Below are 16,223 nucleotides of genomic sequence, written 5' to 3'. Positions count from 1 at the left end.
AGTATTTTTCATCCAATTTTCCCATGGAGTGTCACATGGCCAAAGTCAGAAGTGTCTACCAGTGCAATCAGTGCGGCAGCAGTTTCCCCCGCTGGAACGGCAAGTGCCCCGACTGCGGAACCTGGGGTTCCATCAGCGAGGAAAAGGTTCCCCTGGTACAGAAGACCTCCGGCGCCCCGGCCGCGACACCCCAGCAGACCATCAGCCTGGAGCAGGTGACTTCCTGCGCCACCTCCCGCATTCCCACCTCCATGGAGGAGCTTGAGCCCGTTCTGGGAGGAGGCCTGGTTCCCGGCAGCATGGTCCTGCTGGGCGGCGATCCCGGTATCGGGAAATCCACCCTGACCATGCAGCTGGCCGGCAACCTCTGCAAGGATGGCCTGAGCATTCTCTATATCTCCGGCGAAGAATCGCTGCAGCAGCTCAAGATGCGCGCGGATCGCCTTGGCACTGCCCAGGGGAAAATCTTTGTCTGCACCTCCACCTCCCTGGAAGAGGTGCTGGCCCTGCTGCAGCAAACCACACCCCAGCTGCTGATCATCGATTCCATTCAGACCCTCAGCTCCCAGGAGCTGGATTCAGCCGCCGGCACCGTCTCCCAGATACGCCACTGCACCGCTGCGCTCATGGAACAGGCCAAAGCCAACAGCACGGCCACCATCCTGGTGGGCCATGTCACCAAGGAAGGCGTGCTGGCGGGGCCACGGGTGCTGGAGCACCTGGTGGACGTGGTACTCTACTTCGAAGGGGACCGCTTCCAGAATTTCCGCATCCTGCGCAGTGTCAAGAACCGCTTCGGTTCCACCAACGAAGTGGGGATTTTTGAGATGACCGCCCAGGGGCTGGTTTCCGTCGACAATCCCAGCCAGATGCTGCTGGCAGAGAAGCCGGAGATGGCTTCGGGATCAGTGGCCACCGCCACCATGGAGGGAACGCGCCCGCTGATTGTGGAGATTCAGTCCCTCGTCAGCAGCTCGTTCTTCGGCAACCCGGTACGCAGCACCATCGGCATAGACCACTCGCGGGTGAACATGATCCTCGCCGTACTGGAAAAGAAACTTGGAATGAATATCAGCAACAATGACGTCTACACCAATATCATCGGCGGCATCAAAATCAATGAAACTTCCGGCGACCTCGCCGTTGCGGCTGCCCTGGTCAGCAGTTTCCGCAATATCCCCCTGGACAAACAGCTGCTGATCTTCGGCGAAATCGGCCTGTGCGGTGAAGTGCGCAGCGTCTCCCAGGCCCAGCTGCGCATACAGGAAGGACGCAAGCTGGGATTCCATCACTTCATCGTCCCCGAACAAAGCGCAAAAAAAATTCCCCTCCGTGAACGGAAGGGAATAACCGGGGTCAGTTCAGTCGAAGAGGTAATGGATCACCTTTTTCGATAACGCAAGTAATAGCGCAACGCGTCATCCCAGTTGTAATCCTGGGCCTGGCGCAGCAGACTGTAGCGCCGGTTCAGCTGACGCCGATACTCCAGCTCCCACTTGATACGCTCTTCAGACCAGTGATCTGGGGGAGAGTTGGCGGTCTGCGCTTCCCGTTCGATGTCTTCTTCGATGGAATTCTGAATTGACTGGCAAAAACGATAGGCATGTTGAAGCATAACTTCCTTGTTATCCACGAGCGCACCTCCCTGTGCAAAAGCTTCGTCTGCTCTTTTTTCGGATTTCCCCGACACTTTCTTGAGGGGAAAAACCGCGTCAGACTGAGAAATCTGACACAAAATTCACAACTGCTGAAATTTTGAAGTTTTCACCACCATCCTGCGGCGCGACAGGTGCTGCGGACAGCAGGAAACACTCGCCTCTATCCAAAACGCAATGCGAAATACCTCGTCACTACGACGTACAGGAAGTACGCCTTGCACCTGGGGCTCTTTGCGTTGCCTGACCCCTGTTTCCATGCAGGTGTCCCGTTCGGCTCTTGCCAGCCAGGCGTCGCACTCACCGGACGGGCTCAGGGGGAGCGGCCTGCTTCTGCCTCTCCCCCGTGTGCTGGCCCAGCCAGGACGCGCCAACTGGAACGCTATGGACCCGCAGGGTTGCCGCCACGAGGGCGGCAACCGCAAACCAAAAGCCACGGAGGGCGGTTGTTTGCGGTCCCCAGTTCCAGGCAAGCGGACGGCTGAAAAGGGCAGCACTGGGGGCCGCTTTTGCGCCACTTTTTGCGGGTAAAAAGTGGCAAGGGAAATTCCTGAGCAATGGAATCGGAATGTCAAAAGACTCAGTCTGTGAAAAACCATTTCCGCCATTCCAGCATAGCATCAGGGGAGACGTCGAAAATTTGACGTTTCGTGGGTGAAAGCCTAATTACTGGCTCTCTATATCCCATTTCCCGTGCCTCCGCCGGGCATACTCGCGGGAGACCCGTCCGCTGAACATGGAGGGGAACAGAGGCCAGTTGGCCTTGACCAGAAACGCTGCCAGGTGAGCCAGCAGCAGCAGGACAAAGGGGATGGCGGCGATGGTATGCACGTAGGTCACCACCTGCAGAAACATGGGGTCGAGGATGATATTACCCATGTTCTTATAGGTTTTGATCAGGCCCGTGAGTACCAGAATCAGCGAAACTGACCCCATGGCGGCGTAGGCCAGGCGCTGCTCCGCCAGGAACTTTCCGTGCTGCGGCTCTTCCTTGCCCCGTATCATGGCCCAGATGATATGCACACTCTCGGTGACATCGCCTTTCCTGGGCAGCGCCGCAAACTCACGGCGCATGGCATGGTAGATCATATGGAAGACCACTGCTGCGGTGAAAAAGAACGCGGCAATGTAATGCAGAATCAGGTTGATCTCGTAGTTCCCACTCCAGCGGAATCCCGGCACCTGGGTCAGTCCGTAACGGTCATACATGGGCATTTCACCAAAGCCGGAGAAAATCAACAGCAGCGCGCTCAGGGCGATGGTCCAGTGGGTGGCGCGCACCACCCGGTTATGGCGGACAACCAGAGCAGACTTACTCATGGGTGGACTCTCCTTGGGAAGGGGTAGTGTCGGTGGCAGGTGGCTTCTGCTGTTTGGCGTCAGGTTTTCTGCCAGCCGCCATGGCACCAGCGAAAGCACCAACGGCACCGATTACCGGGGCGGTCAGGGTCATGCCCGCCCAGCCCGATGTGCGATCCAGCATATTGGTAGGGCGATGCAGCTGGGTGACCTGACGAGGATCTTTGGCCTCGGCCATCAGAGCCTGCTGCATCTTTTCAAAAGATACCCGGGAAACATACACCGTCGAGGTTCCGCCGTTCTCGGCCTGGCCATAGATATACCCGGAGTATTCCTGTGCCAGTTTTTCTGCCAAAGCGTCAATTTCACTGCGGGCGCCGAAGGTCATGGCATCTTTTGGGCAGGCAGGTATACAGGCAGGCTGTTCGCCACGATCCAGACGATCCTTGCACAGATCACACTTGAACATGACTCCGCCTCCGGCAGGAAGGGGATCCAGATGCGTGTAAATCCCCACTCCAGCCTGCCGCTGGGGAATATGCCACGGGCACACACTCTTGCACTTGGAGCCGCCAAAGCAGAGGAAGGGGTCGATGGTCACCATACCTTCAGGATGCTTGTGTTTGACGCCAAAAGGGCACAGCTTGGCACAGGGAGGGTTATCACAGTGCATGCAGCGGCGAGGCACGTGCACCACTTCGGTATGGCCATTCTCGGTGACAGCAATGTGCTGGACGAAGATCCAGTTATAGGGAGTCAGGCGATCATGAACATCCCTCCTGTCGCTCCAGTCATCATAAAAGTTCTGGGGCCAGTAGGGCTTGAGCATTGCCGGGTCGGGTTCGGGAAACTTATGAACATTGGCAGTGCGACAGGCGCTGACACAAGCTGCCATGTCTTTGCCGGGACAGCCGTCGCACTTGGTGAGATCAATCAGGGTGGCGTAGGAATCTGGTGATATGTCGCCGGAATAGCGCCGCGCCGCCTTGGCCTTGGTCGGCACAGCGGTGGCCGTGGCCGCGGCAGCCATCCCCGCCAGAAATGAGCGTCGAGAAAACTGCATAGGTAAACTCCCCGGTAATTATTAACTACATGGCTATATAGTAAACAATCATGGTGGGGTCAAGGAAAAACTCAGGGTTCCACTCCCAGCAATTTCCCCACCTGGGCACCGGAAATATGCTGATGCAGCCGCTGCGCAAATCCGGAATCCCCTTCACGCTCCTGCACCTGTCGCGCAATCTGCTCAAGAACTTCACGGGCCTCAAACAGATGACGCAGTGGAGGTTCCGACTGAGGGAGGGGGGAGAGCGAAAGCTCGCGCAGATCGCCTTCGATTCTGGCTCCCAGACGATCCATTTCCCCCAGCCCCGCGACACGGGCCTCAGCCGCCAATACCCTGGAGTCAGTAGCGGTTTGCGGAGCTTCAGGCGCAAGGGTAACTTCAGCGTCCCGTTCTGGCGGAAGCGGCTCCCGACCTCCCACATCGGTACTTTCCGGTGGAGCCTGAGGTGTCTGCGCCTCAACGCTCACCGCTGCACCTTCGGAATACCATTCCCCTGCTTCGTGTCTTTGGACAGTTTCCCGGGTCTGCTGCTCCACAAGCCGCACCTGCTGCTGGCTCGCCTCTTCCGCCTGGCGCTGTTCATGACGTTGCCGGACGGTGTATTCATGTTCCTGTCGCTGTACCTGCAGACGGGTCATGATCTCCTGTTCCTGCTGCACCTGCTGCCACAGTTCCGTTCGGATCTGCGGGTGAAAGTGACGGGTATAGTCATCGGCCGGCGGCTGTACCGACCTGGCGCCAGGGGATGAAGGCAGCGCATGTACTGGCTCGCCGTGAAGAGGAGAGATGGGATAGTGTGTCCGTGGGTGAGCTTCTGACAGGGAGATGGCTTCGCTCATAAAAATGGCTCCGGATAAAAGTGGTCAGTTTATTGCAAGAGTTCCGGGAAAGCCCGCGTATTCGTCGACCTTACCTGTGAAGGAATAGTGTCATGGGCAGAAAAAGTAAACGAAAATTTTCCGATATTCTGCAGGAGCACCTGCGCAACACATCATCTTCCGGAGGCACTTTCATGGGATTGCAGACCTATAGTAACGCAACCGCATTGGGTTCAATGAACGCGCTGAACATGCATGGCTCACCCCTGAAAAACGCACTGGAAAGAATTTCCTCAGGCATACGTATCAACCAGGCATCCGATGATGCCTCAGGTATGGCTATATCAGAAAAGATGCGCAACCAGATCCAGGGGATCAACCGGGCCATTCGCAACTCCCAGGATGGCATATCTCTGATTCAGACCGCTGAAGGAGCTCTGCAGGAGACCACCGCCATCCTGCAGCGCATGCGGGAGCTCTCGGTCCAGGCCGCCACCAGCAGTATTAACGCCAGCGATCGTCAGGAGATCCAGCGGGAAGTGGATCAGCTCATCGCTGAAGTGGATCGCATATCCTCCTCAACTGAATTCAACACAAAAAAACTCCTCAGCGGTGAAGGCACTGCCACATGGCGCAGCACAGATCCCGACCGTATCTCCGCCATCATCCGCGATCGGGTTGTCTCCGGAAATTATCGCATTGATGTCGAAGCCAAAGTCGGCAAGAATCAGGTGCTCAAATCCAACATCATGGTTCTGCAGCCTGGCGCCTATGCCGGGGATATCATCACATCGGGAACCCTTCTGGGTGATGTGGCCAACAACTCGGGTGTGGTCGGCATCTATGAAGCCGATAACCTGCGTACTGGCACTGCTGATCAGCGAATTTACAAGGTGAACGTCGCAGCGGCCAGCGCTGGTGCACCACTGATCCAGGGCATGCCACCGGAAATATTTTCCACCGTCGGCGATCTGGGCAGTATTATGGGAACCTATCAGCAGCCCGGTTCGCAGTTTATGATCACGGGAACCGAGTTTTCCGATACCGCCGTTCTGAGCAGTGGTGAAATGGTTTTCAGTTCCGGCATCAACCTCCAGGCAGGCGTCCATGGCTACCTGGAAATTGAGTTCATGGCCGGCGTTACCATAGAAAGTGGCGCCACCGATGTTGACCCCCAGGGTGTGCGCATACGCTTTATCGATGTCAAAACCGGCAATATGGGTGACTGGGCCATGGGGACTCTGGATCGCAGTGGTTTCATTGATCTGGACACCAATAATGTCAATGGATGGCGGACACTGACCTCGGGTGGGCAGGTACCTCTTGCCAACATCTTCGACAACACCGACCCACTGGACAACCGCCTCTACTTCGGCGATGGCAGCACCATAAAGACAGGAGACAAGATCCTGCTTTCCATAGACGCGGCGGAACACCTGGATGGCACCCTCACCGTGGGAGGTGGTGCCATCAAAATCGACGAACGTTTCATGGACAATGGTGTGGAGCGGGAAATCCGCGGCGCCTACTATGTTTCCTATACCGCCAATGGGCTGCAGCACACCGCCCTTTCCAGCGGCAACAAGCAGATTCTCTACCATCTGCCCCAGCTGGACGAATCCACTGGTGCCATATCCATCGGCTCCATCACCCTGGACATGCGTCCAAGCTCCACCGGCACCATGACTGACTCGAACCTGGCCATCGAACTGCGCGGTGAAGGCGGTATCGCATCCACTTACACCAGGCTCAAGGATATTCAGGCCTTCCAGACTGCCGAAGGCATTAACACCTTTGAACTGCCACAGCGCATTATGCTCTACGGAAATTCCAAGCGCACAGAGCTTGTCCTCAACGGCAACGACACCATTGCCATGATGGTGGATAAATTCGCCCGCGCCATCACCCACAAGACCGAAGGGCTGGGCATCAACCTGGAAAGCGTGACCATAAACAAACACGTAGCCGATTTTATCTCACGGGGTGAAGCGATCAGCGAAAGTCAGGCCTCTATAGAGGGGACATTTTTCCTGCGCTCACTCTTCAATGGCCTTCAGGGCGAGATCTCCATGGTTGCCGATCAACGCGTCATCGACGCCTTTAATTTCCATGAACTGCAGCAGTCCCAGGAGAACGAATATACCGTTGAGGTCTTTGACGCTCACCGGGGCACTCTGATTGGGAGCGCCCTGGTGGCCAATGGCATCATGGAGGGAGTCCTGCAGGGAGCTGATATCCTGATCGAAGGCAATATCGGCGTCACTGCCAGCTGGAACTCCCGCCAGCAGTTACTGGAGTTTGAAGCGAACCAGGAAAAGAGCACCACCTATCTCAACCTGGTGGATACCGCGCTGGTCTTCCAGGTTGGTCCCAATGAAGAACAGGATATTGTCGCCAACATTTCTCAACTCGACGCCCGGGCACTGGGTATTGCCAACCTGGTCCTGGTCACTGAAGAGAGCGCCGCCAAGGCCATCACTCAGGTTGATCGGGCCATTGAGCTGGTGAATACCGAGCGTTCGCGACTGGGAGCTATTGGCAACCGTCTCGACCACACCGTAAACAACCTCAGTGTCGCGGAACAGAGTCTGCAGCACTCTGAATCGCGCATACGGGATACGGACATGGCCAACGAAATATCCACCCTGACCTCCAAGCAAGTGCTCAGCGAAGCTGCCAGGGCCATGCTGGCCCAGGCCAATCAGATGCCGCGCGGACTGATACAGCTGCTCAACAACCAGTAGCACCATCGACAATCAGCCCCATGACACCAGCGAAGCGGTGACGGATACCACGATCCCCTTCAGACCTTCGGGGAGCAGCCGCTCCCACGAAGTTGGTCATTGCGCTTCAGTCGAACACAACTTGCAAGCAGATTTGATGACGATTTAAGTCAACCGAATGAGTTATTCGCGTTTTGGAACCTACACAAGTCAGCGCGTCTTGAAACTTTTCCATACACCGCGACTTCCCTGTCAGGTTTTTATCCGAACCAGTTTCGATATCAAACATGCAGTTTGCAAAACCGTCCTCCTGAAGCGAAGCATTGTCGCGTCAATTGAATCAGTCTACATGGCATCACAGTAAATTTTGCAAAAATTCTGTTAACCGGTATGGAAAAGGTAGATGTGTGACTTTCCCCTTGGAGCGGCTCATGGAAATGCTTTGCGTTAAGATCGTCTGACTGACTAACCCCCCCATCTGCGGCCTTGTCTGCTGTTGTTTTCGCCCCATGTGCTTTCCCATTCGCGTGTATTCGCGTTCATTCGTGGCAAAATCCCCTGCCTTTCCTTTGCGAGCTTGGCGTGAAACCTGCTTCCTGTATTTATCTGCGTTCATTCGCGGTCACGTCCGTGCTTTCTGCTCCTCCTGCATGAGTGGCGTGGCTTTCCGTGAAGAATATGCGCGTAATTCTCAATATGCACAGTACGCAGAATACGGTTGCAATATTTACTTGAGCGCTATTCGACCGTATGTTTTTCAAACATCGTTTATTTCCAGTGACGATCCGGACGTCGCTGGGAATGTGTTGCAAAAGTGATGATTGCATGAACAGCTTATTGACAATGCGTAATTTCAAGGAGAGTCGAGATGAGAAAGATAATGATATCTGTAAAAGCGTTCTGTTTGATTGCTTTGATTCTGCCGGCGCTGGCGGTTGCCCAGGGGAGCTGGCAGCCTACGCGAACGGTTGAATACATTGCTCCTGCGAATCCTGGTGGCGGTTGGGATACTCTGGTACGCACCACGGCCAATGTTATCCGGGCCGAGGGGCTTGCCAATCAGAATTTTGCTCCTATCAATATTCCCGGTGGTGGTGGTTCTGTGGCCTGGGCGCAGATTGCGCGTGACAGCCGCAACCCCCACAAGATTTTCGCCACCAGCCCGCCGATTATCCTGGTTCCCCTGATGGGCACTTCCCGTTTTAATCACCAGGATTTCACTCCCATTGCGCGCCTGATCACGGACTACTCCATTGTGCTTGTCAGGTCGGATTCCCCCTATCAGTCGATTAACGATCTGTTTGACGCCCTGAAGAAGAACCCTGGCATGAGTATCGGCGGCGGTTCGGCGGCGGGTTCAATGGATCATATTTCCATTGCGGGGGCGGCTTCGGCGGCGGGTATCGCTCCTGCCAGTGTGAACTACATCGCCTTTTCCGGTGGTGGCGAAGCGATGATCAGTCTGATGGGGAATCATATTGACGCGGTGATTACCGGTGCGGGCGAGGCCAGTGGACAGCTGGCGGGAAATCGCATGCGCGCCCTGGCTATTTCTGCCCCTGAGCGTCTGGAGGGTCCGCTTTCCCATGTGCCCACGTACCGAGAGCAGGGAGTGGACTATACCTTTGATATCTGGCGGGGGGTCATGGGCCCCAAGGATATGCCCAAGGAAGCCCAGCGCTACTACGAAGACCTCTTCGCCAGGATGATGGCGACAGAAGGCTGGGAGAAGGCGCGTACCCAGCTGGGCTGGATTAATGCCTACCAGAGCAGCGAGGAGTTCGGTGAATTCCTTGACGGGCAGCTGGAAATGTTCCGCACGGTCCTGAACGATATGGGGCTGCTGAGGAAATAACGCAGAGAATGCTTGACAGTGCACTGCCGGACTCCGGTGGTGCACTGGTGTGTCTGGAAATACGGGTAAAGGAGGCTGACGTGCAGAGCGTGAATGTCAATCGTGTATTAGCGGTGGTAATAGGAGGGGTTGCGGTTCTCTATATCTGGATGGCCTATCAGATTCCCGCGTTCCCGCTTCCCCGTCCCATCGACTCAGATCTTTTCCCCAAGGTGCTGGGGTTTGTGCTGTTGGGTCTGTCAGTGCTGTTGTTTTTTGAAAAGAACAATGTCGATGAACAAGCGGGTGTCGTGTCAGACGAGGAAGCCTCGGCAGTTCCTTTGCTGGTGAGGCCGCCCATGAAGGTGGTGGTCACTTCCCTTGCCATCGTGCTCTACACCTTTCTGCTGAAGCCTCTGGGGTTTGTGCTGGCGTCTTTTCTCCTGTGTTACGGGCTGGCCTGGTACTACGGGTATCGTCAGCATGTGGTGAACTTCATGACGTCTGCGGGAGTGGTTGTCGCTCCCTATCTCTTGATGACAAGGGTTATGGATGTCTATCTGCCGCGTGGCATTCTGCCTTTCTAGCAGAGTGTTGAATGCCGCTCATCTGCGGTGTTACCGGCAGGCGTTTGTGGTTGCCGGACATGGTTTTCCTTGGCTTTGCGGGTGCCGTGTGCACGGGATGCTGCAATGGTCTGCACAGGGTAAGGCGTTTGTACGCGTTGCCGGAGATATTGAAAACACTGAATGATTCTCTATGAGGACCGCTTTATGGAAGCACTCACAAATTTACTGTATGGTTTTCAGATTGCCCTTGATCCCATGAATATTTTTTATGTATTTCTCGGGGTGCTTGCTGGGACCGTTATCGGCATGCTGCCGGGACTCGGCCCTATCAGCGCGCTTGCGCTGATGATTCCCATCGCTTTTACCATGGACCCTTCTTCCGGCCTGATTCTGATGGCTGGTGTCTACTACGGTGCGATTTTTGGTGGTTCCACCTCTTCCATTCTTCTGAATGCTCCGGGTGTGGCCGGTACGGTGGCAACTTCGTTCGATGGATACCCGCTGGCCAAAAAGGGGTTTGCCGGGAAGGCGCTTGCCATCGCGGCCTATGCTTCCTTTATCGGTGGAACCATTTCGGTAGTGGGATTGATGCTGGTAGCACCTCTGCTTTCACAGGTGGCGGTGAGTTTTGGCCCCGCTGAATACTTTTCCCTGATGGTTCTTGGTCTGACGGCGGTGGTGAGCCTGTCGGACAAGTCGCTGGTAAAGGGGCTGATTGCGGCGGTGGTCGGAATGATGATCTCCATCGTCGGCATGGATCTGCAGACGGGTACGGAGCGCTATATCTTTGGCAGTATTGAGCTGCTTGACGGCATTGACTTTCTGGTGGTGGCCCTGGGCATATTTGCTCTGGCTGAAGTCTTCTATATGCTGCTGCGAGGGAGCACCAAGTCGCAGCCCCGCAATACCATCGGTTCACTGAAGCTCAGCGGGAGCGAGGTGAAGGAGATTGCGGCTCCCATCGCGCGGAGTTCACTGCTCGGGTTTTTCACCGGCGTTCTTCCCGGTGCTGGGGCCACGATCGGGTCTTTCCTCGGGTACAGTATGGAAAAGCGCCTGGCCAAGGACAGCAGTACCTTCGGGCAGGGGAATATCAAGGGGATTGCCGCGCCGGAGTCGGCAAATAACGCGGCTTGTGGTGGCTCCTTTGTGCCGCTGCTGACCCTGGGGGTGCCCGGTTCCGGTACCACGGCTATTCTGCTGGGGGCTCTGCTGGTGATGGGGGTGACCCCTGGCCCACTGATGCTTGAACAGCGGCCCGATGTGTTCTGGGGAGTTATTGCCAGCATGTATATCGGCAATATCTTTCTGTTGATTCTGAATCTGCCACTCATCCCTCTGTTCGCCCGCCTGCTGGATGTTCCCCGCGCGCTTCTGCTCTCCATGATCCTCATCTTCTGCATGCTTGGTGTCTATGGCATGAGTTTCAGCGAATTCGACCTGTTGCTGCTGCTGGCTTTTGGGGTTATCGGCCTGATCATGCGCCTGTACGGTTTTCCGGCAGCGCCTCTGATTCTGGCGCTGATTCTGGGTGCCCTGATGGAGGAGTCCATGCGAAGGGCGTTGCAGATTTCAGGGGGCGACTGGAGCATCTTTGTGAATAAACCCATCTCCATGTGGCTGTTGATTCTCGCGGCCGTGTCGCTCCTGGCGCCAGTGCTGAAAAAACTCTATCGCAGCTACCGGACGCGCAAAGCCGCAGCATAACCGGAGGAGGAACTGAGTGGAGGGTGATGTGGTAAGAATCGGGATCATTATCTGTGTCGGGATTCTGTCTGGTCTTCTGGCGAAAAGCGTGCACTTCCCCGGGGGTGCTGTTGTGGGCTCCATGGTGGGTGCCAGCCTCACCGCCATAGCGATTCCCGGAACCTTTGCGGTGCCGGGTTCGGTGTCCGTGGCCATTCAGATCATCCTTGGGGTGTCCCTGGGGATGAGCTTTGACAGAACCATCCTGCCCCTGCTGGGCAGTATTTTTCCGGTGGCTATCATGAGTACGGTTGTGCTGCTGGCGGTTTCCATTGCCATGGCGTATGTGGCGCAGCGCATGGGCATTGTGGATTTCAGCACCGCCCTGTTCGGCTTCGCGCCCGGCGGGATGTCGGGCATGAGCCTGCTGGCGCAGGCTGAGGGCTTTCAGGCATCGGTTGTCGCGTTTTTCCACACGATCAGGGTATTTACCCTTTTCCTGATCGTTCCCATTGTCAGCCGTCTCGTCCTCATGAAGATCCAGGGGCAGTAGCACTCAGGAACGAAAATACTTGCGCTCCGGGCGCCCCACGGTTCCATAGACAAGGTCGGCTTTCAGCCAGCCGCTTTCCGCAAGGTATTCGAGGTAGCGCCTTGCGGTAGAGCGGCTTATGCCTGTTTTGGCAGAGACCTCCTCGGAGGTGAGGCCACGGGGGATATCGGCGGTGGTGAAGGCGCCGCGCACCCGTGCCAGGGTTATGGCGTCTATGCCCTTGGGCAGGAACTCCGCTTCCGGCACAGCTCCCAGTGGCTGCTTCAGGAGGGCGTCCACATGGTGCTGGTCAAGGGAGGTCTCCTCGTTCAGCTTGTCACGGGCTTGCTGGTAGCGCAGGAGGGTCTCTTTGAAGCGCGCGAAGGCCACCGGTTTGAGGATATAATCAAAGACGCCCCCGCGCATGGCTTCGCGCAGGGGTTCGATTTCCGTTGCGGCGGTGATGAGGATGATATCAACATCGTGCTTGCTTCTGCGGAGCTCCCAGAGCAGGTCAATGCCATTGCCATCGGGAAAGTAGATGTCCAGGAGAATGAGGTTGGGGGCGTAGACTTCGTTGAGCATGCGACCATCGGCGATGGTATTGGCTACATCCACCACGCTGAATCCGGCAATCTGCTCGGTAAAGCGCTTGTGGAGTTCGGATATTTTCCTGTCGTCCTCAATGATCAGCACGCTGATGGTTTTCACAGGCTCTCCTTTCCCGGAATCGGCAGCGCGATGGTAAAGCGGGCGCCACCAAGGCTTGCCTGTCCTACCCTGATGGTTCCTCCCAGATCGTGGACGGTTTCCTTTACCAAGTAAAGGCCAATTCCGCGATTTTGTCCACTCTTCGTGGAAACTCCCTTATCAAAGAGGGTGTGCTGGATCTCTTCTCCAATACCCGTGCCAGTGTCTTCCACCTCGAGAATCAGGTATCTGCCAACTTCCTTCATGAGGAGCTGTACCTGACGTTTCCCTTCTTCGCACAAAGAGGCGGCTTCAAAGGCATTGTCGAGCAGGTTGCCCATTATGGTGATCAGTTTGCTGCTTTCAATGGTCTTGCAGGCGGCGCACTTCTCTGAAGCTGTGTTCAGGCTGAAATCAACCTTCAGTTCCTGGGCATAGGTGAATTTCCCCAGGATCATAGCCGAAAGGAGCGGGTCGGGGACAACCTGTACGATTTTGCTGACGATGTCCTGCAGGTGGCTGCCTTCCTTCACGATGAAATCCAGTGCTTCGTCGTATGCTCCCGTCTGAATAAGGCCGGAAATGGTGTGCAGCTTGTTGGAATATTCATGGGACTGCACCCGGAGAAGGTCGGCGTACTGTTTCAGGGAGGAGAGCTCGCGGGAGAGAATGTCCACTTCGTCCTTGGGGCGGAAGCTGGCGACAGCCCCGGTAATAACCGCTTCCTGGCGGGAGGGGATGATGTTGAATATCAGGGCGTTGCCGTTGATAGTTATTTCCTGGCCTAATATGCGTTCTCCATTATGCAGAACCTGGGACACGATTTTGCCATGCAGGGGGTTGCTGGTCAGCAGGCGCTCCAGCTCGGCCATATCCTCTGCCTGGGCGTGACGCAGTGCTGAGCGGTTGGCCATGGTCAGAGAGGCAAACCGGTCACAGGCAATAACCCCTTCGCGGATGGATTCGAGTATGGCGGTGCGTTCCTGCAGGAGTTTGGCAATTTCAGCCGGTTCAAGCCCGTGAATCTGGCGCTTGATATTCCGGGCGATGACAATGGCACCGTATGCCCCCAGAAACAGGACTGACGCCACAAGAGGAAGCAGCTGCAGGCGTGATCGCAGGATGCTCTGCCGCACCTCTTCCAGCAGAAAGCCCACTGACACCACCCCGATAATTTCGCCATCATCGGAGAAAACAGGGGTTTTGCCCCGAATGGAAGGCCCCAGGGTGCCAGTTGCCACCGAAACATAGGATCGGCCTTCTTCCAGGGCGGGTTGATTATCATCTCCAACCATGAATCTGCCGATATTTTCCGGATTCGGATGGGAAAGTCGACGCCCCTCATGGTTCCCCACCACCACAAACTCTGCCCCCACTCTGCCTCGAATGTTTTCCGTAATTCGCTGGATCTCTCCCGTTGGATCGTCGGTGGGGATACCCGTGCGAACTGCGGGAATCTGGGCCACGCTCTGAGCGACCAGCAGAGCCTTTGAGCCAATCTGCTGCTCAATAATGCTGCCGAGTTGATAGACATAAATAGCACTGAGAATAAGAATAAGGACAGCCAGCAGGCCAGTGACCAGGAGAATCAGCTTGTGCTGGAGTCGCATGGGTGCGCTGGGTTTTGTGGCTTGGGGCTCGTTCATGACGAGACTTCCTCCATGGCTTTATCGTCAACCATGGTCAGCGGTTCAAAGCGGCACAGGTGGGAATTGATGCGTTCCAGGTTGGCCACCAGGTCGGTGTGCACGGTGGTGGTGGCGACGGAGGCCTGCAGGCCCTGCTGCAGGCGCTGAATATGGGATTGCATCAGCTGGTTTTCTTTTTTGCGCACCTTCTGGTGGTTATCCTGCAGCTGCACATGGAGGGAGCGCTGACTGGTCAGGTAGAGCTGGTGGCACAGGTCGAAGTTTTCCAGGGTCATGGCTTCCAGTTCCTGCAGTTCCCGGTAGCCTTCTTCGCTGAGGCGGATTTTTTCGCGATTCAATTTGCGGGAAAGCTTGATGACGTTCTTCACCAGGACATCGCCCACATATTCCAGGGTGGTGGCGTAGTTGATGGTGTCAAAGAGCAGGTTGGATTCTGCCGGGTTCATTTCGCGGTGGGAGAGGCTGGTGAGGTAGAGGCGGATGTCCAGGTTCATGGCGTCCAGGCGGTCGTCCATGTTCTGGATTTTCCAGGAGCGGTCGATTTCGTAGCGATCTATCAGGGCAAAGCTGCTGGTGAGCATTTCACGGCACATGCCCGTCATGTTGATGGTGAGTTTGCGGGCTTCCTGGATCGCCAGGTCCGGCGAGGACTGGAGGGAACGGTCAAGGAAATATTCGGCGGGAGCGGTGGTCACTTTGCGTGGCTTGATCAGGCGGTCAATCATGGCGGCTACCAGTCCGATCAGCGGAAAAAAAACGATGGTCAGGGCGATATTGAACAGGGTGTGGAAGTTGGCGATATTGCGGGCAATATCCCCTTCCGTAAAGAAGTTGGCGTGAATGTAGGGCAGGAAGGGGATGATGGCCAGGGCGCCGAGGGTATTGAATATGATATTGGCCAGGGCTGTCTTGCGGGCCTGGAGGTTGGAGCCGAAGCTGGCCAGCAGAGCGGTGACCCCGGTGCCGATATTGGAGCCGACGACGATATACATGGCGGAGTGAAAGTCGATCAGGCCGCTGGCGGCGAAGGAGAGGGTCAGGGCGATGGTGGCTGCCGATGCCTGCACCATGGCGGTAAAGAGAAAGGCGCCCAGTACCAGGAAGATTTTCGGCACGCCCCCTTCAACGAAATAGGAGAGGAACTGGGCGTTGTGGCGCAGGGGATCAACACTGGCGCCCATGAATTTCATACCCAGGAATATAAGTCCAAAACCCAGGATCAGGCGGCCGAAATAGATGGTGCGGTCTTTCTTGCCGAAAAAACGGATGCCGGCACCGACCCCCGTCATGAACAGGGCATAATCCTGGAGGCTGAAGGAGATGAGCTGTACGGTGAGGGTGGTGCCGATATTGGCACCCAGCAGCACTCCCAGCGAAGCGGTAAAGGATATCAGACCGCTGCCGACAAGGGTTACGGTGATCACGGTCGTGGCCGATGAACTCTGCAGCAGAGCTGTGGCAAAGGTGCCGGTGATAATGCCTGTCAGGCGGTTGCGGGTGAGGGTGGAAAGATAGGTGCGCAACCTGGCACCGGCTATGATCTGCATATTGGCACTGACCTGGGAGATGCCGTAGAGCAGGAGCATCAGGCCGCTGAGGAGGTTGATGTAGTCAAGTGGTTGCAAGGGTACCATCCGCTGGAGTATTTGTGACTTCTGTGAGAAAATGCTATCAGAGACTGAGGGTTTTCATTACCGTTTGT

13 protein-coding genes are annotated in these 16,223 nt (G+C 56.1%); 6 read left to right on the top strand and 7 right to left on the bottom strand.

Annotation, left to right across the window (positions count from 1 at the left end):
• Positions 1 to 35: 35 nt before the first annotated feature.
• Positions 36 to 1,397, top strand: coding sequence for a DNA repair protein RadA (gene radA, locus ACZ46I_RS09570; protein ID WP_013506162.1), 1,362 nt, complete (start codon positions 36 to 38; stop codon positions 1,395 to 1,397).
• Here radA and ACZ46I_RS09565 read toward each other — a convergent pair.
• From ACZ46I_RS09565 to ACZ46I_RS09550, 4 genes are all read right to left on the bottom strand, one after another.
• Positions 1,382 to 1,633, bottom strand: coding sequence for a hypothetical protein (locus tag ACZ46I_RS09565; protein WP_013506163.1), 252 nt, complete (start codon positions 1,631 to 1,633; stop codon positions 1,382 to 1,384). The genes radA and ACZ46I_RS09565 overlap by 16 nt on opposite strands.
• 688 nt (positions 1,634 to 2,321) lie before the next feature.
• Entirely contained in the window at positions 2,322 to 2,975 is a 654-nt protein-coding gene (locus ACZ46I_RS09560) for a formate dehydrogenase subunit gamma (RefSeq protein WP_464280643.1), read from the bottom strand.
• Positions 2,968 to 4,017, bottom strand: coding sequence for a 4Fe-4S dicluster domain-containing protein (locus ACZ46I_RS09555; protein WP_464280642.1), 1,050 nt, complete (start codon positions 4,015 to 4,017; stop codon positions 2,968 to 2,970). Before ACZ46I_RS09555 ends, ACZ46I_RS09560 begins: the two co-directional genes overlap by 8 nt.
• 71 nt (positions 4,018 to 4,088) lie before the next feature.
• Positions 4,089 to 4,859 carry a hypothetical protein gene (locus ACZ46I_RS09550; RefSeq protein ID WP_464280641.1) on the bottom strand — a complete coding sequence of 257 codons (771 nt, stop codon included), beginning with the start codon at positions 4,857 to 4,859 and terminating at the stop codon, positions 4,089 to 4,091.
• Between the two features lie 92 nt (positions 4,860 to 4,951).
• Here ACZ46I_RS09550 and ACZ46I_RS09545 point away from each other — a divergent pair, with 92 nt between their 5' ends.
• The 5 genes from ACZ46I_RS09545 (at position 4,952) to ACZ46I_RS09525 (ending at position 12,203) form a co-directional block, all read left to right on the top strand.
• A complete protein-coding gene (locus ACZ46I_RS09545) occupies positions 4,952 to 7,582 on the top strand; it encodes a flagellin N-terminal helical domain-containing protein (protein WP_041725990.1) in 2,631 nt (876 codons plus the stop codon).
• Between the two features lie 847 nt (positions 7,583 to 8,429).
• Entirely contained in the window at positions 8,430 to 9,416 is a 987-nt protein-coding gene (locus tag ACZ46I_RS09540; protein WP_464280640.1) for a Bug family tripartite tricarboxylate transporter substrate binding protein, read from the top strand.
• Positions 9,417 to 9,424: 8 nt separating this feature from the next.
• Positions 9,425 to 9,982, top strand: coding sequence for a tripartite tricarboxylate transporter TctB family protein (locus tag ACZ46I_RS09535; protein WP_464280639.1), 558 nt, complete (start codon positions 9,425 to 9,427; stop codon positions 9,980 to 9,982).
• Between the two features lie 186 nt (positions 9,983 to 10,168).
• The gene (locus ACZ46I_RS09530; protein WP_464280638.1) at positions 10,169 to 11,671 is read left to right on the top strand and encodes a tripartite tricarboxylate transporter permease; all 1,503 of its coding nucleotides are present in this window, start codon (positions 10,169 to 10,171) and stop codon (positions 11,669 to 11,671) included.
• Between the two features lie 28 nt (positions 11,672 to 11,699).
• A complete protein-coding gene (locus ACZ46I_RS09525) occupies positions 11,700 to 12,203 on the top strand; it encodes an AbrB family transcriptional regulator (RefSeq protein ID WP_464280637.1) in 504 nt (167 codons plus the stop codon).
• Positions 12,204 to 12,206: 3 nt separating this feature from the next.
• Here ACZ46I_RS09525 and ACZ46I_RS09520 read toward each other — a convergent pair whose 3' ends face one another.
• Genes ACZ46I_RS09520 through ACZ46I_RS09510 form a run of 3 tightly spaced genes read right to left on the bottom strand, consistent with a single transcriptional unit; the run spans position 12,207 to position 16,146 of the window.
• Positions 12,207 to 12,893, bottom strand: coding sequence for a response regulator (locus ACZ46I_RS09520; protein ID WP_464280636.1), 687 nt, complete (start codon positions 12,891 to 12,893; stop codon positions 12,207 to 12,209).
• Entirely contained in the window at positions 12,890 to 14,518 is a 1,629-nt protein-coding gene (locus tag ACZ46I_RS09515; protein WP_464280635.1) for an ATP-binding protein, read from the bottom strand. The genes ACZ46I_RS09520 and ACZ46I_RS09515 overlap by 4 nt, the downstream gene beginning before the upstream one ends.
• Entirely contained in the window at positions 14,515 to 16,146 is a 1,632-nt protein-coding gene (locus ACZ46I_RS09510; RefSeq protein WP_464280634.1) for a Na/Pi cotransporter family protein, read from the bottom strand. Before ACZ46I_RS09510 ends, ACZ46I_RS09515 begins: the two co-directional genes overlap by 4 nt.
• Positions 16,147 to 16,223 lie beyond the last annotated feature (77 nt).

Source organism: Desulfurispirillum alkaliphilum, from assembly GCF_055378285.1.
The sequence above is the reverse complement of the archived record's forward strand: the minus strand, read 5'-3'. Positions and strand labels throughout refer to the sequence as shown.

Excerpts from the sequence above, each read along its gene's own strand:
- ACZ46I_RS09545 (WP_041725990.1), top strand. The coding sequence starts at position 4,952 with ATGGGCAGAAAAAGTAAACGAAAATTTTCCGATATTCTGCAGGAGCAC.
- ACZ46I_RS09560 (WP_464280643.1), bottom strand. The coding sequence starts at position 2,975 with ATGAGTAAGTCTGCTCTGGTTGTCCGCCATAACCGGGTGGTGCGCGCC.
- ACZ46I_RS09540 (WP_464280640.1), top strand. The coding sequence starts at position 8,430 with ATGAGAAAGATAATGATATCTGTAAAAGCGTTCTGTTTGATTGCTTTG.
- ACZ46I_RS09550 (WP_464280641.1), bottom strand. The coding sequence starts at position 4,859 with ATGAGCGAAGCCATCTCCCTGTCAGAAGCTCACCCACGGACACACTAT.
- ACZ46I_RS09515 (WP_464280635.1), bottom strand. The coding sequence starts at position 14,518 with ATGAACGAGCCCCAAGCCACAAAACCCAGCGCACCCATGCGACTCCAG.
- ACZ46I_RS09535 (WP_464280639.1), top strand. The coding sequence starts at position 9,425 with ATGCTTGACAGTGCACTGCCGGACTCCGGTGGTGCACTGGTGTGTCTG.
- radA (WP_013506162.1), top strand. The coding sequence starts at position 36 with ATGGCCAAAGTCAGAAGTGTCTACCAGTGCAATCAGTGCGGCAGCAGT.
- ACZ46I_RS09555 (WP_464280642.1), bottom strand. The coding sequence starts at position 4,017 with ATGCAGTTTTCTCGACGCTCATTTCTGGCGGGGATGGCTGCCGCGGCC.
- ACZ46I_RS09530 (WP_464280638.1), top strand. The coding sequence starts at position 10,169 with ATGGAAGCACTCACAAATTTACTGTATGGTTTTCAGATTGCCCTTGAT.